The following is a 15,152-nucleotide window of genomic DNA, read 5'->3' on the forward strand; positions in this document are numbered from 1 at the left end:
GTACTACAACACAATAGGGAGGTTTAAAAAATGAAATTAAGCGAATTAGGCAGGTTAGAAGCACCAGGTCCACTCTATAAAATGGCACAACATCAATTTTTAAAAGCAGCAAAACTTATGGATTTAGATCCAAACATTGGAAATTTCCTTCTCTGGCCACAAAGATCACTAGTAGTACATTTCCCAGTGGTAATGGATGACGGAAGAGTAGAAATATTTGAAGGATATAGAGTTCAACACAATACGGCAAGAGGTCCCGCAAAAGGTGGTATAAGGTATCACCCTGAAACAAACCTTGATGAAGTATCCTCACTTGCATTCTGGATGACATGGAAGTGCGCTGTTGTTAACCTTCCATATGGTGGGGGAAAAGGTGGTGTTAGGGTTGATCCATCAAAACTTTCCGAAAAAGAACTTGAAAAGCTTAGTAGAAGATTCTTCTCAGAGATTCAAATGTTGGTTGGTCCAACAAAGGATATCCCAGCTCCTGACGTAAACACAAACGCAAAGATAATGGCATGGTATATGGATACATACAGCATGAACTCTGGTAATACAACATTGGGTGTTGTAACTGGTAAACCACTTGATCTCGGTGGTTCTGAAGGAAGACCAGAAGCAACTGGTAGAGGCGTATCCATAACTGCTGCAGAGGCATGTAAAGCAAAAGGAATAGACATTTCGAAAGCAACCGTTGCAATTCAAGGGTTTGGTAATGTCGGCTCTTTCTCTGCAAAGATACTATCTGAAGAATACGGTGCAAAAATTGTTGCAGTAAGTGACGTAAGTGGGGGACTTTACAACGAAGATGGATTCGATATTAATGATTTAATTAGATATAGAAATGAAAATGGTGGTGTAATTAAAGGATATCCAAAAGGAAAGGCAATCTCAAATGAAGAACTCCTTACATTAGATGTTGATATTTTAGTTCCAGCAGCACTTGAAAATGCAATCACTGGAAATATCGCAAAAGACGTTAAAGCAAAGATCATAGTAGAAGGTGCTAACGGTCCAACAACTGAAGAAGCTGAAGAAATCTTAATTGAAAAAGACGTTCTTATAGTTCCAGATATTCTTGCAAACGCTGGTGGTGTTACAGTATCATACTTTGAATGGGTACAAGACCTTCAAAGCTTCTTCTGGGATATTGAAGATATAAGAAAGAAACTCCACAAGATAATGACAAAATCATTTGGAGAAGTATACGCAACAAAGCAAAAATACAACACAGATATGAGAACAGCTGCATATATCGTTGCAATCGGTAGAGTAGCAGAAGCTGTTAAAAAAAGAGGTTACTTCCCAATGTAAGAAAATGGCTCCCAAATGGGAGCCATTTTTATTTAACAATTAATTTTAATTCCCAATCTCAAACTCTGTTTAAAAGTGCTTAATAATAACAAAAGCAATTCTTTTTAAAATTCGATAGATACATATATAACTCCAATATGTAGTAGTTTTTTGCTTTATCATTTTTATAATACAAAATTTTTCACAAAAATAAACCTGTGCTATATTTTATATGAGTTAAATTTTCATCTTTTTTAGGTTTTCTAAAAACAAACAAATGTTCATGCATTATTAGATAAAAATTATATTTTTTAACTTGTTTCTCCCAAAAAGGTGTTGATTGACAATTGTGCTGTATCTTAATAATATCTTCTTTTAAAACAAATCTATTTTTTAAAAATATCTTCATAACATAAAAAGAAAGAGGAATATAATGTCCTTTTCTTCTAGTATCACCAATTAAAATTGCACAATATTTATTTTCTTTCAAAACTCTATAAAGTTCCTTAACAATTTTTTCAAATTCTAAAATGAATTTATTTACGTCGGAAATATTAGATAAATCTTGTTTAATTTTTCCGCTTGAATATTTTATAATATTCAAATATGGCGGATGAGTAATAATTAAATCAATAGTTTCGTTTTTTATTTCATAAAGATTTCGTGCATCGCCTATTTTTACTGCAGGTTCGTATTTATAATTCCCTTCAAAATTTAAATTTCGTTTTGTAAGTTCAATTGATTCAGGATTAATATCATACCCAATAGATTTTCTATTAAGAATTTTAGCTTCAATTAACGTTGTACCACTTCCAACCATTGGATCTAAGATTGTTTCACTTTCATTAGAATATCTAAGAATAACATTTCGAGGAATTTGAGGAGCAAAATTGCCTCTATATCTTGAATTATGAGTTTTCCATTTTCCCCTTTTAGGAAAAGACCAAACTGTTGTAATTTCTAATTTATCAAAATTATCCATTTTTAAATCTCCTCTTTCAAAATTTCAATAAATCTTTTAATAGTTTTTAAATTATAAATATGTTTAATATGCTGAAAAGCTTCTTTTATCTTATTTTTAGCTGATAACCAGCTTTTCCCATCAGTAATCCATACAAATTCATAGTTTTTATATTCATTTATTTTTTTTGCAATCTCAATATATGCTCTAGTTGTTTCATTAATTTTTGAACCTCCTACATTATAGTAATTTGTTTCAATTAGATAGCATTTTTCTGTTGTTTGGACAACATAATCAAAACATTTTAAATCATATCCAAGATTCATAATCTCTGGAAAAAGATCTGATTTAATTTCTTTTGAGAATTTTATACCATTTTTTTCAAATATATTTTCTACAATTTTCGCCATTATTTTTCCCGAGCGATTTTTACGTGCATTTGTATCAAGACCAACTTCTATACCAAAAACATAATCTACAACATTTTTTATATCTTCCCTTATAAAAACCTCTTCTAAACCTGTTTCTTTCAAATATTTATAAATACTTTCTGGATTTTCAAAATAGTTTTTTAAAAAAACAATATTTCCTTCATCGTTCACAACTTTTTTGTTTTTGTCCCTGACAGCAATTAATATGTTAAGAACATCGAACACAGAAGGATTCTCATTAAAAAGTTCATATACAGCCTTTCTCAAATCCCTTTTTCCAATTAAATAATTTAATTGATGTAATTTAATTTCTATTTTTGAAATTTTATCTGTAATTTTTTTAAAATCTGTAAAGTAACTTAATGTTGCATTTGTATCTGACAATGAATTAATAAATTCCTTATAATCCATAATATACCCCCAAATTTCTCTACTCATAATAGTTTCTTATTAAAAGTTCATAAATATATCCTCGTTTACTTCCTTTAGAATTTATCATTCTTTTCGCAAGAATACGTTCAATTATGTAATTCTTATAAAGTTCATCAAAAAAATTATCATTAGGGTCTGTGTTTTTAGGATCGGAATTGCTTAAAAGAATTTTAGCTCCTTTATTTGTTATAAAGTCAAAAAAATTTTTCAGCCTAATTTGTTCATTGTCATCAAATGTATTATTGAAGTATGATGTAAAATTTGAAGTATTGCTTAGGGGTCTGTATGGAGGATCAATATAAACAAAAGTATTTTCATCGATAAAATTTTTGCTTATTTCAAAATCATCACAAAGAATTTCCACATTTTTTAATGCAAGAGATACATTAATTAAATTTTCTTCATCTAAAATTTTTGGGTTTTTATATCTTCCAAAAGGAACATTAAATTCTCCTTTAGAGTTTACCCTATACAAGCCATTATAACATGTTCTATTTAAAAATATTAAAAGCGCGGCTTTCTTAATTTTATTGTTTTTCAACTTATTAAACTCTTTTCTCTTACTATAGTAAATTTTTTTTCGTTCTTCTCCATTGCTATTTAAGAATTTTCTTTCTAAAATTTTTAAATATTCAATTAAATCGCAAACATTATTTTTTATTACTTTGTAAAGATTAATTAAATTTTCATTAATATCTATAATATACGCTTTTTCTATATTGTAATTACTCAATAAATGAAATAGTACTGCACCACTACCAACAAAGGGTTCAATATATCTCATTTTTTTTCCATTCTTGAGTTCTCTTGGTAATCTTTTATCAATCTCGGAAAGAATTTGAGTTTTACCACCAGCCCATTTTAAAAAAGGTTTAGCTTTTTTACTATTAGTAGAACTAAATTTGTATTCTTGAAACAACATTAATTGCATCTCTGTCACTCCTCAAAATAATCTTTTAAGACATTTCCGAAAGTTAAATCATCATTTAATTTCAAATACATTATACCATAATTAATAATTTAAAATGTGCAATACTCCACTGAAAAATGATAAAAATGAAATTTTAGTATAACTATAAAAAAATTAAATAGAATCATGAAACTTTTTTATAAATTAGACGTTCTTCAAATACCTTCCGCCAACTTTGGTATTTTAATAACACAATGTGTATGGATACTAACTATTATAAAATTTCTAGTACTCCTTTTAGCAATAACTATTTTCTTCAATTTTACATATTTCATTTTTTAAATTTCTCTTCTTCTAAATAACACAAAAACATTCTAGACAAAAAACAAAAAAATAATTATGTTATTCAAGAATAATACCAAAATACAATAAAAAATAAACAAACATGGCTTCGGTAGATTACCAAAGCCATGTTTTTTGAAAAATTAACACCTTTTAAAAACTTACCCTATTTTCCTTTTTTTATACTCTCTCACTAATTAAATCAATAACATCTTTTACCGTCGTAATCTTGGATAAATCTGAATCCTCTACCTTTATCCCAAATTCATCCTCAAAAGCCATCACTAAATCAACCATATCCAAAGAGTCTGCTCCCAAATCGTCTGTTAAACTTTTTTCTTCGGAAACTTCATTAACATCAACACCAAGTTGCTCGGCTATAATTTCCCTAATTTTTTGTACTTTTTCCATAAAACTCACCTCCTACAAGGAAAATATTACCATAATCAAAAGTTAGTGTCAAGTAAAAATGTTAAACGTGTTTAATTGTTACAACAAAATAAAAACCAGCTTTATTGCTGGTTTTATCAATCAAAGAGAAAGTATCACTTTTGCAATTTTTCCAACTAGTGTTTCTTCATTTATTTCATGTTTTGTCGGTTCATAACTCAACAATTCTATTAATTTCAAAGTTAACTCGGCAAGTTTTTTTGGCTCTGAATATTCTTCCCAAAAATCATCCAGTGACTTTTTTTCCTCTTCTAGTAATTTAAATGCTTTTCTAAATAGCATAACATTAACTTTGGAAAGTTCTTGTAAAACTCTTTCAATAATTTCTTGAAATAGCATTTTTTCAAACAATCTACCAAAGTAAATTATTTGAAACACCTTGTAGAAAGAAATAGCCTCATCATTGTTGAAAAGTAATAAAGAAGTCCTAGCTAAGTTCTTTTCTATCAATATAGGATTGGCACCAGCAATATACGCATTAGATATAATCAACCCAATTTTTTCTTTAAACGTCAAATAAATGTAATTTTCCAATTCTTCTAAAATCACTTCCCCTATTTCATCAGTAATTTCAAATGAATAATTTAATTCTCCAAAAGGAAAACTCATATTTTCAAGTCTATTTTCTATTTCTTCTTTCTCTCCACTTAATGTTCTAAGAAAATTAACATATTCTGGATCAAATTTTTCTAATTCTCTTAAAAGAGATTCATCATAACCTTTCACAAACAATAGTACTTTTAAATAATTTTCCTTATACTCTTCACCAGCTAATTCTAAATTTTCTAAAGCTTCTTCGTACATACCAAATAATTTCTGCTCAAGTCCAAGTTCGTTGTACACTTCAGTAGATGGAAAATTTTTTGACAACTCTTTTAATACTTGAAGAGCTTGGAAATGTTTCCCAAGTCTTGAAAGAGTATACGCTAGGTTATACGCTATTTCCGGTTTGTATTCAACAGATAAACCTTCTCTGAAAATCTTTTCCGCTTTTTCAAACTTTTGAATGGAATTGTACAAGACACCCAATCTAAGATAAATTTGAGATAGCTTTTCAACCTTTAATGCTGTTTTATATGCAATTTCTGCATCTTTAAACTGGCCATTTTCAAAATAAGCATCCCCCATCTTAAGTAATGGTAAAGAAAACTCTTTGTTAATCTCAAATGCCTTTAAATACATTTGAATTGCATCGTCATATTCCTTTTTTAAATACAACAAATTCCCCAACTCATAGTATCCCAAATAAAAATTTGGATTCATGGCAAGCGAACGCTTTAGCTCAACCTCTGCATTTTCATAATCTCCTAATTTTGAAAATAATAAACCATAATAAAAATGGTATCTATAATCATACAAAACATTTTTTGCTTTTTCTAAAATTTCTCTTGCATCTTCATAATTTTGAGCATTTAAATGCTCCTTGAATTTTTCATAATAAAAATAAACAAGATAAGATGCCCAATATTCGCTTTTCTCAACAGAATATTGGGCTTCAAGACCTCTTAATATAACATCTAAAGGAATTTTGTTAATTTCCGTCACAAGTGGCATATCCTCAACTAGAATCGGTAATTTCACAGGTAAATTCTGACTTTTTGCCATTTCAGGTTTTATCGGCAAATAAACTATTGCTTTAATCTTCTCATCTCCTCATCCTATACCTTTAAGTTTTCTACCAGAAATAATGTGGAAATGGATATGGGGAATTTCCTGTCCGGCTTCCTTTCCGTTATTTTGAACGATCCTATATTCCTCAAACCCCATTTTATCACTTAATTCCTTTATTATGTGGAAAATCTTCCAAAAACGTCTTTGATCGTCTTCAGTTAATTCTTGGATTTTTTCCACATGTTTTTTATAAATTATCAACAAATGAATTGGAGCAATAGGTTTAATATCTTTTATAACTATAAAATCATCATCTTCATATATCTTCTCTGATGACAATTCATTGTTTATTATCTTACAAAATACACACTCCATATCTTTTCCCTCCTTAAAGTTTAACAATTTGATCAACCTTTGGGCCAATTGATATATATGTAATTTTAACTTTTAATTGTTTTTCCAAAAAATTTACAAAATCCAAAAAACTTTGAGAATTGTGGCTCTCCCAACCTTTAAAGTATTCATAAACGGGTTTGGCTTTTTCAAGTTCAACAACAGACTTTATATCAGATACTCTCTCCTCATTAATTTCATATTCAACACAAACGGGTATTTTGTCAAAACCGTTTAATATATCACTTTTTGTCATAATTAATTCGGTAGCCCCAGACACCTTTATCGCATACTTCATAAGAGGAATATCAAGCCAGCCACACCTTCTTGGTCTACCAGTTGTTGCACCAAATTCATTTCCTTTACGTCTAAGATTTTCGCCTTCCTCTTCGAAAGCCTCCGTTGGAAACGGGCCATTACCAACCCTAGTTAGATATGCTTTAAATACACCCATATATTTTTCCACTTTAACGGGATATCCTACACCATTTTGTATACCAGTTGTGTTACAATTAGCTCCTGTTACGTAAGGATAAGTCCCAATATCTAAATCCAACAATACACCTTGCGTACTTTCAAATAAAACATTATTTTGTTCTATCAAATCTATTATTTCTACGTGTGGTAGTATATACCTTTTTATTTTTTCATATGCCTTTAATAACCCATCATATCCTTCGACCTCTATTCTGTAGAGTTTCTTGTAGAGATGGGATATAAAATTCCATTTTTCTTTAAAATCAACTTCAAAATCTGCAAGCCTTAAACCAAATCTATGAACTTTATCTGCATATGCAGGTCCAATTCCCTTTTTGGTAGTCCCAATCGCATTGTTCTCCTTAACGCTTTCAAGTAACCCGTCAAACAACTTATGCTGAGGTAAAACTACATGTGCTAGATTTGAAATACACAAATTGGGAATACGCCCTACCCTTGAAATATAATCTTCAATTTCAAGGACAATCTGTTCAATATCTAAAACAACACCATTTGAGATTATAGCTCCAACCTCATATTTCGCATGAATAGAAGGAAGCAAATGATGTACTACTTTAAAGTCTTCGTACATAACAGTATGTCCTGCATTGCTTCCGCCACTATACCTTACCACATAATCATAATCTTTTGAAAAGTACGTAGTTATCTTTCCTTTTCCTTCGTCCCCCCACTGTAAGCCAAAAATAACACTCTTCAAAATAATTCACCTCACTCAATAATCTTCTAATAGTGAAAAACTATCTTTATTTACTTCTCCAAATTCCGACAACCTATTGTAACACCTTGATTTTATCAACTCTACTTTTCCAACATTGGTACCAAAAACATTTGCTATTGAATACATTTCAAGTCTTAAAAAATAAAACGTATTTTTCTTGCCCCTAAAGTATGTTCCACGTTTTAAAGATAACCTCTTTACATTAGAATAAACCATTGTAATATGTGAAAAATCACTTATAGTAAACGTTTCAGCATTTATAGAGAAAACATCTATACTTGTTAACCCTTCAACATTCACATTAACTGTATTAACATTATTCACAATAACACTTCTCGTATTTTTTATATCTAGCTCTGTAATAGTTGAATTTTCCAGCACCAACAATCCAACATGTGACACTTTCAAATTCCTTAGTGTAGAATTCTTCACAATAACTACATTTGTTTTGGAAAGATTAATATCTTGTAACTCTACATTCTTTAAAAATAACAAACTTCCTCCATTGGAAGAAATTTCACCGTCAAATTGCCTTCCTTCAATATAAAACGTTCCATTTCCTTCTACAGAAAATTTTATATTCCCCGTAAACTTAACATTATCGGGTATATATACAGTACCTTTTGAAACTATTTCACCAATTCCTATAGACTTTAATTCTACTCCACCTTCAAAAAACAATACGGAATTTTCCGGAATCAAAACCTTTCCAACAATTTTATATGGTGATTGGGAATTTAATAGTATATTTTTACCTAAGATACCGGAAACAGGGGTTTTAGAATCTAAAGGAGTAATATTTTCAACACTTGGTGGAATATACAAAAAACCACCTAAATTTTCCGCCTCATCTTTTGAACAAACTACCAATGGTAACTTGTCATACCTTTTTGTAGTCTTTTCAAATTTTTTACCAAAAAAGCTTAACCTACTTTTGTAATTTACTTCCCAAACAGGTCTCTCAAAAATCACAAAATTTGGTTCTCTAATTGTAAATTGAACATCAGTTGGCGGTATTGTATCAACAACCACTTTAAACAAAAATTCTTGATAACTTCCAACAAGCCTTAACGAATGTGCTCCATCCTCAAAATCTAAACCATTTATTACTTTATTGGGAATTGGAATACCATCGAAAAATCCCAATAAATCTTCAAATTCAACTACAACATCCCTTTTCCCTATGTAATGTGGGACATTTAAAGAAAAAGAAATTACACAGAAAAACAAAAGTAAAAATACAATTTTTTTCACGCTATACCTCCAAGCTTTCTCCTGGTTTTAAAATAACACATTTTACACCTAATTTTTCCACCTTATCCTTAAATTCATTTGCATCAGCTGAAATTAAATCCCATGTGTTATAGTGCATTGGAATAACAATTTGCGGTTTTATAAACTCTACTGCCTTTACCGCATCATTAACATCCATTACAAAATTACCACCTATAGGTAACAAAGCAACGTCCACACCTTCTAAAAGCTCCATATCTTTTGTAAGTCCCGTATCCCCTGCATGATATATACTTTTTTTCAAATTTATTAAAAATCCACCTGGATTTCCACCGTATATTATGTTATTTCCATCAATTATTCCTGAACCATGCAAAGCAGGTGTCATCTTCAATTTACCAAATTCAAATTCTTTTACTCCACCAATGTGCATAGGATGAACTTTTTTCACACCCTTCATCTGTAAATAATTGCAAATCTCAAAATTTGAAATTACAGTTGCTCCATACTTTTCGGCAAGTTCTACGGTATCGCCTATGTGATCTCCATGACCATGCGTTACCAAAATGTAGTCAATATCTGGCAAAATATAATTTGATGGGAACGCAGGATTGCCTTTGATAAATGGATCTATTAAAAAGGTTCTCTTTTCTTCAATTAAAAATACTGCATGACCTAAAAAGGTGATTTTCATATCGCTCACCCCTTTTTTAATTTTTTCAACAACTTAATTATACTCTAAAACAACTTAAACTTGCAAGAGATTTTTCTTAAATTTCATGATAAAATCAAAATGGGGGTGAGTAAATTGAAAATAGATTTGTTATTTGCAGAAATTGGTTCAACAACAACCGTTGTAACTGCTTTTCACAATATAGACGGTAACGTAAAAATCTTAAGTCAAGGTGAACATTGGACCACTGTCAACGAAGGAGACGTAACCATTGGCATTGAAAAAGCTATAGCACGATTAAAAGAAAAAATAGGAGAAAAAAATATCTCATGGAGTAAATTTGCAGCATCGAGCAGTGCAGCAGGTGGATTAAAAATGACAGTACACGGGCTTGTGTATGATATGACTGTACGTGCCGCAAGAGAAGCTGCTTTAGGAGCAGGAGCAGTTATAAAATACGTAACTGCGGGAAAAATGGATGAATTTCACATACAAAAAATTTTAGAAATTCAACCAAAACTTATACTTCTTGCAGGTGGTGTTGACTACGGTGAAAAAGAAACCGTAATCTACAATGCGAAAATATTATCAAAACTTGAGTTAGATATTCCCATTATTTACGCGGGAAATATAGCTGCAGCAGAACATGTGGAATATATACTAAAAAGCGCTGGAAAAACCGTTTTTGTAACAGAAAATGTTTATCCAAAAATAGATCAATTAAATGTTGAACCCACTAGAAATATAATAAAGGAAGTGTTTGCACAACACATTACAAAAGCTCCTGGCATGGAAAAGATATACGATATTGTTGATTACAAAATTCATACAACTCCAGGTGCTGTAATGAAAACTACACAACTACTTTCCGAAATTTACGGAGATGTTCTAACGGTAGACATTGGTGGTGCAACAACAGATATTGACTCCGTAACTGAGGGAAGTGTTGAGATACAAGAAATAATGATATCCCCTGAACCCACAGCCAAAAGAACCGTGGAGGGAGATTTGGGGTTATTTGTAAACGCAAGGAATGTAATAAATTTAATGGGTGAAGAAAATCTTAGAGAAGAGTTCCCAAATCTTTCGGAATTAAAAGAAAGAATTTCGCCATATCCAAAATCAGATGAAGATGAAAAATTTATTTCAAGACTAGCATTATATTGTTTCCAACAAGGAATTAGAAGACATGTTGGTGTAAAAAAACATATTTATACACCACTTGGTAGGAAACTCGTTGCAGAAGGAAAAGATCTTAGCGCAGTTAGATTTTTATTCGGTACAGGTGGATTTTTAAGTAGATCAAAATACGCAGATAAAGTTTTAAAATCTATCAACACCCTTTCAAAACTTCATCCTATGGAACTCTTACCACAAAATGAAGTTGAGATATACCGAGATAAACACTATATATTTGCAGCTATTGGTGTAATTGCAACTGAAATAGATAAAAATATCGCAAGAAAAATTTTAGAAAAAAACTTAGAAAAATTAGGAGGTTAAAAAATGTATGAAAAAGAGAAGGTCTTAGTAGTTCCAACAAATAAAATTCAAAATATCTGTAACAACAAAACAGGTCTGATAAGCGTACCGGAATATGATATAATCTCAATAATAGAAAAATACGGTTATTTTGTAGATAGAGAAAAAGCCGAGAATGACGAAACAACCAGACAAGTTATACCTTATATAATTTTACGTGAAAACAACAAATATCTATTATTTAAAAGAACTACTGCACAAGGCGAGAAAAGACTTCACAATAAAATCACGATAGGAGTAGGAGGGCATATAAACAGTACAGACTCAATAGATCCTGTAAAAGCTTTTAAAAAAGGGATGATACGTGAAATAAATGAAGAGGTGAATGTTGAAATTTTAAACCTAAACTACATTGGAGTTATAAACGTAACTGATAATCCTGTTAGTAGGGTACATGTTGGATTATGTTACATAGCAGATGTAAAATATTTTGGGTTAATGGAAAAAGAAAAATTTATAGAACTTTTTACAGAAAATCCAAGTAAATACTTTGAGGAGATGGAAGGATGGAGCAAAGTAGTGGTGCAGTCATTAGATCATATGCAAAAATAAACCTTTTTCTTGATGTTACAAAAAAAAGGGATGATGGGTACCACGAAATCTTATCGTTATTTCAAAATATCTCTTTGTACGACCGCCTTATAATTACAAAAATAGATAGAGGACTTGAAATAAAGACTAATGTTGATATTGAAAACAACATTCTGTATAAAACTTGGGATGTATTTTCTTCTAATTTTAAGGAACCTGAGTTTGGACTTAGAATAGTACTGGAAAAAAACATTCCCATGCAGGCAGGGTTAGGTGGAGGAAGTTCTAATGCTGCAGCTCTGTTATTCTATCTATCAGACCAACTAAAAATACCAAAAAACAAAATAATAAAAATAGCTGCAAAAATAGGAAGTGATGTACCGTTTTTCCTAATTGGGGGAACAGCGGTAGTTAAAGGTAAGGGAGAAATTATAGAACCATTGCCCCCGTTGTTGGGATATTACGTTAAATTAATAACGGCAAATGGGATCTCAACAAAAGAGGCATATAACCTTTTAAACTCCACATTATTCAACAAAGCACCGTGTTCTCCATATGCTCTTTATGAAGCATATTACCATAGAAATATCGACGAAATAAAAAGATGTACATACAATATATTTGAAAAGGTTATAGCAAAACAAAACAGAGAAATTGCACAAAATATTAAAAAATTAAAGAAAAATTCCATTGTTTCAACGTTAACAGGAAGCGGTAGTGCAGTATATGGCATTTCCTTTAGAGAAGGAGATTTCAACTTTGTACCAAGGGGGGTAGAATATGAAGAAATTAACATTTAGAGAATTAACAATAAAAAGTTCATTATTTCCAAAGGTAACTTCAACGAAAAACATAAGCCCATGTGAAACATTTATTGGAAGGGAAAACGCATTTAAGGCCATGGAATTTGGCCTTTCTATGAATAAAGATGGATACAATATCTTTGTTGTAGGACCAAGTGGTACCGGAAGAAAATCTTTTGCAATCTCCCTTGCTAAAAGGTTTTCAAAACTTAAGAAAAAATATTATGATTTAATATATACAATTGACCTTGATGAACCTTATTCAGCTAAAGCAATATTACTTCCGCCTGGTGAAGGGAAAAAACTAAAAGAAAAACTTGAAAATGTTTCAGAAGATATCTTTAAAAACATACAACAAACCTTTGAAAGTGAAGAATATGAAGAAAAAAAGAAAGAATTAGAAAATGAATACGAACAAAAAAAAGAAGAAATTCTCCAAGAATTATCGAAAAAAGCCATTAGGTTAGGATTCATAGTAAAATTAACGCCTACTGGCATCGTTTACGCTCCTCAATTAGATGGTAAACCTTTAACACAAGAACAATTTGAAAAACTTCCAGAGGAAATAAAACAAACCTATGAAGAAAATGTGAAAAAACTAGAACATCTGATTTCCGGAGCTATTTATCAATTAAGAAAAATTGATAGTATCTATAGAGAAAAATTCAACGATTTAGATAGATACGCAACCCTCTTTTCTATAGAATCATCATTTGAAGAGTTAAAATCACAATTTAGATATTCGGAAAAGCTAATAGACTATTTTGAAAAGTTAAAAGACCATATTGTAAAACAAAGTGTAAAAATTAAAAATTTTGAAGAATGGAAAAATTACATAAAACACATCCTAACAATAAATCTATTAGTTGATAATTCTAATAGAAAAAGTGCACCTGTAATTTTTGAAAACAATCCAACCTATCCAAATCTCTTTGGAAAGGTAGAATACATATCAAAATCAGGAGTTTTGTACACGGATTTCTCCATGATAAGAAGTGGTTCAATACATAAAGCAAACGGCGGATATCTTATATTAAATGCAGAAGATCTTCTTAAATTTCCATATGTATGGGATAAATTAAAAAAAACTTTAATATCAAAAAAACTAACAATAGAAAATATTGACATTGCATACGGTCTAAATCCAACAATTACACTAAAACCAGAACCTGTTGAATTGGATTTAAAGGTAATAATTTTTGGCACACCCAACCTTTACTATTTACTTTACGAATACGATGAAGATTTCAAAAAGCTTTTTAAGGTAAAAGTGGAATTTGATTGGGAGATGGACACCACAAAAGAAAATATAAAACAATACTATTCATTCATTTCAAGTGTAGTTGAAAACAATAGATTGAATCCTCTTGATTCAAAAGCACTTAGAAGGGTAATTTGGTACTCTATGAGATTATCAGAAAACCGGGAAAAACTTTCCATGAAAATGGGAGAAATTGCAAGTTTGATAATAGAAGCAGATTATCATTCAAAGTTAAGAAATTCAAATATGATTACTGATAAAGATATTTTAGATGCGATAAAAGAAAGAGAAAATAGAGTAAGGCTTTTAATGGATAAATACGATGAATCACTTAAAAAATACGAAATTATGATTGAAACACATGGAAAGGTTGTCGGGCAAATTAATGGACTTACTGTAAGTCATTTTGGTGACTTTTCATTCGGTATGCCGGTAAAAATCACTGCAAAAACATATGTAGGTAATTCTGGAATTATTGATATACAGAGAGAATCAGATTTAAGCGGTAATATACACAGCAAAGCTGTATTAACATTAATGGGGTATCTTGGTAGTAAATATGCAACCGAATTTCCTCTTTCAATTGGTGTTTCGATAAGCTTTGAACAAGTATATGGTATGGTTGAAGGTGATAGTGCTTCACTGGCCGAAACAGTTGCAATTATTTCAGCAATTTCAAACATACCAGTAAAACAATCAATTGCAGTTACAGGATCCATAAACCAACATGGTATAGTGCAACCAATAGGTGGAGCAATTGAAAAAATTGAAGGATTTTACAGATTATGCAAACACAGGGGATTAGATGGCTCTCACGGAGTTATTATCCCAGAGGCAAACGTAAAAAACCTCGTATTAAAAGATGAAATATTAAACGATATAAAAAATGGATTATTTAACATTTGGACGGTAAAGACAGTAGATGAAGCAATTGAATTACTAATGGACAAGAAGGCGGGCAAATTAAATACAAAGGGAAAATATCCAAAAGGTACAGTTAATTACATGGTAGTAGAACGCCTCAAAAAAATACACGAATATATAGATGGAAAAAAAGGTAGGAGGTAATA

At 30.6% G+C, this 15,152-nt stretch carries 14 protein-coding genes; 5 read left to right on the plus strand and 9 right to left on the minus strand.

Going from position 1 to position 15,152, the window contains the following annotated elements; all coding sequences use genetic code 11:
* Window positions 1–30 precede the first annotated feature (30 nt).
* Window positions 31–1,314: a Glu/Leu/Phe/Val family dehydrogenase gene (locus TMEL_RS01625; RefSeq protein WP_012056538.1), complete on the plus strand. Its 1,284-nt coding sequence runs from the start codon at window positions 31–33 to the stop codon at window positions 1,312–1,314.
* A 181-nt stretch (window positions 1,315–1,495) separates the two neighbouring features.
* Here the strand turns inward: TMEL_RS01625 and TMEL_RS01630 are convergent, their stop codons facing one another.
* The 9 genes from TMEL_RS01630 to TMEL_RS01670 form a co-directional block, all read right to left on the minus strand.
* Complete coding sequence (locus TMEL_RS01630) at window positions 1,496–2,275, minus strand: TRM11 family SAM-dependent methyltransferase (protein WP_012056539.1); 780 nt, start codon at window positions 2,273–2,275, stop codon at window positions 1,496–1,498.
* A 2-nt stretch (window positions 2,276–2,277) separates the two neighbouring features.
* Window positions 2,278–3,096 carry a type II restriction endonuclease gene (locus TMEL_RS01635; RefSeq protein ID WP_012056540.1) on the minus strand — a complete coding sequence of 273 codons (819 nt, stop codon included), beginning with the start codon at window positions 3,094–3,096 and terminating at the stop codon, window positions 2,278–2,280.
* Between the two features lie 19 nt (window positions 3,097–3,115).
* On the minus strand, window positions 3,116–4,048 hold the full coding sequence (locus TMEL_RS01640; RefSeq protein ID WP_012056541.1) for a DNA adenine methylase: 933 nt from the start codon (window positions 4,046–4,048) through the stop codon (window positions 3,116–3,118).
* Window positions 4,049–4,549: 501 nt separating this feature from the next.
* Entirely contained in the window at window positions 4,550–4,780 is a 231-nt protein-coding gene (acpP, locus tag TMEL_RS01645; protein WP_012056543.1) for an acyl carrier protein, read from the minus strand.
* 120 nt (window positions 4,781–4,900) lie between these two features.
* Window positions 4,901–6,424 carry a tetratricopeptide repeat protein gene (locus TMEL_RS01650; protein ID WP_238375223.1) on the minus strand — a complete coding sequence of 508 codons (1,524 nt, stop codon included), beginning with the start codon at window positions 6,422–6,424 and terminating at the stop codon, window positions 4,901–4,903.
* 48 nt (window positions 6,425–6,472) lie between these two features.
* Window positions 6,473–6,805 carry an HIT family protein gene (locus TMEL_RS01655; RefSeq protein WP_012056545.1) on the minus strand — a complete coding sequence of 111 codons (333 nt, stop codon included), beginning with the start codon at window positions 6,803–6,805 and terminating at the stop codon, window positions 6,473–6,475.
* Between the two features lie 13 nt (window positions 6,806–6,818).
* The gene (locus TMEL_RS01660) at window positions 6,819–8,018 is read right to left on the minus strand and encodes an adenylosuccinate synthase (RefSeq protein ID WP_012056546.1); all 1,200 of its coding nucleotides are present in this window, start codon (window positions 8,016–8,018) and stop codon (window positions 6,819–6,821) included.
* A gap of 15 nt (window positions 8,019–8,033) precedes the next feature.
* Entirely contained in the window at window positions 8,034–9,293 is a 1,260-nt protein-coding gene (locus TMEL_RS01665; protein ID WP_012056547.1) for a hypothetical protein, read from the minus strand.
* A 1-nt stretch (window position 9,294) separates the two neighbouring features.
* Window positions 9,295–9,966 carry a metal-dependent hydrolase gene (locus TMEL_RS01670; protein WP_012056548.1) on the minus strand — a complete coding sequence of 224 codons (672 nt, stop codon included), beginning with the start codon at window positions 9,964–9,966 and terminating at the stop codon, window positions 9,295–9,297.
* Window positions 9,967–10,071: 105 nt separating this feature from the next.
* Between TMEL_RS01670 and TMEL_RS01675 the strand changes: the two genes are divergently transcribed.
* From TMEL_RS01675 to TMEL_RS01690, 4 genes are read left to right on the plus strand one after another with little or no spacing between them, the layout of a single operon-like run.
* Window positions 10,072–11,448: a GlmL-related ornithine degradation protein gene (locus TMEL_RS01675; protein WP_231109753.1), complete on the plus strand. Its 1,377-nt coding sequence runs from the start codon at window positions 10,072–10,074 to the stop codon at window positions 11,446–11,448.
* Between the two features lie 3 nt (window positions 11,449–11,451).
* Window positions 11,452–12,039 carry an NUDIX hydrolase gene (locus TMEL_RS01680; RefSeq protein WP_012056550.1) on the plus strand — a complete coding sequence of 196 codons (588 nt, stop codon included), beginning with the start codon at window positions 11,452–11,454 and terminating at the stop codon, window positions 12,037–12,039.
* Window positions 11,994–12,818 carry a 4-(cytidine 5'-diphospho)-2-C-methyl-D-erythritol kinase gene (gene ispE, locus TMEL_RS01685; RefSeq protein WP_012056551.1) on the plus strand — a complete coding sequence of 275 codons (825 nt, stop codon included), beginning with the start codon at window positions 11,994–11,996 and terminating at the stop codon, window positions 12,816–12,818. Before TMEL_RS01680 ends, ispE begins: the two co-directional genes overlap by 46 nt.
* The gene (locus TMEL_RS01690) at window positions 12,799–15,150 is read left to right on the plus strand and encodes an ATP-binding protein (RefSeq protein WP_012056552.1); all 2,352 of its coding nucleotides are present in this window, start codon (window positions 12,799–12,801) and stop codon (window positions 15,148–15,150) included. The genes ispE and TMEL_RS01690 overlap by 20 nt, the downstream gene beginning before the upstream one ends.
* Window positions 15,151–15,152 lie beyond the last annotated feature (2 nt).

It is taken from the genome of Thermosipho melanesiensis BI429 (assembly GCF_000016905.1).
GTDB lineage: Bacteria > Thermotogota > Thermotogae > Thermotogales > Fervidobacteriaceae > Thermosipho > Thermosipho melanesiensis.

Coding starts and splice junctions, on each gene's coding strand:
- TMEL_RS01680 (WP_012056550.1), top strand. CDS start 11,452: ATGTATGAAAAAGAGAAGGTCTTAGTAGTTCCAACAAATAAAATTCAA.
- TMEL_RS01640 (WP_012056541.1), bottom strand. CDS start 4,048: ATGCAATTAATGTTGTTTCAAGAATACAAATTTAGTTCTACTAATAGT.
- TMEL_RS01655 (WP_012056545.1), bottom strand. CDS start 6,805: ATGGAGTGTGTATTTTGTAAGATAATAAACAATGAATTGTCATCAGAG.
- TMEL_RS01625 (WP_012056538.1), top strand. CDS start 31: ATGAAATTAAGCGAATTAGGCAGGTTAGAAGCACCAGGTCCACTCTAT.
- TMEL_RS01650 (WP_238375223.1), bottom strand. CDS start 6,424: ATGGCAAAAAGTCAGAATTTACCTGTGAAATTACCGATTCTAGTTGAG.
- acpP (WP_012056543.1), bottom strand. CDS start 4,780: ATGGAAAAAGTACAAAAAATTAGGGAAATTATAGCCGAGCAACTTGGT.
- ispE (WP_012056551.1), top strand. CDS start 11,994: ATGGAGCAAAGTAGTGGTGCAGTCATTAGATCATATGCAAAAATAAAC.
- TMEL_RS01630 (WP_012056539.1), bottom strand. CDS start 2,275: ATGGATAATTTTGATAAATTAGAAATTACAACAGTTTGGTCTTTTCCT.
- TMEL_RS01635 (WP_012056540.1), bottom strand. CDS start 3,096: ATGGATTATAAGGAATTTATTAATTCATTGTCAGATACAAATGCAACA.
- TMEL_RS01670 (WP_012056548.1), bottom strand. CDS start 9,966: ATGAAAATCACCTTTTTAGGTCATGCAGTATTTTTAATTGAAGAAAAG.
- TMEL_RS01690 (WP_012056552.1), top strand. CDS start 12,799: ATGAAGAAATTAACATTTAGAGAATTAACAATAAAAAGTTCATTATTT.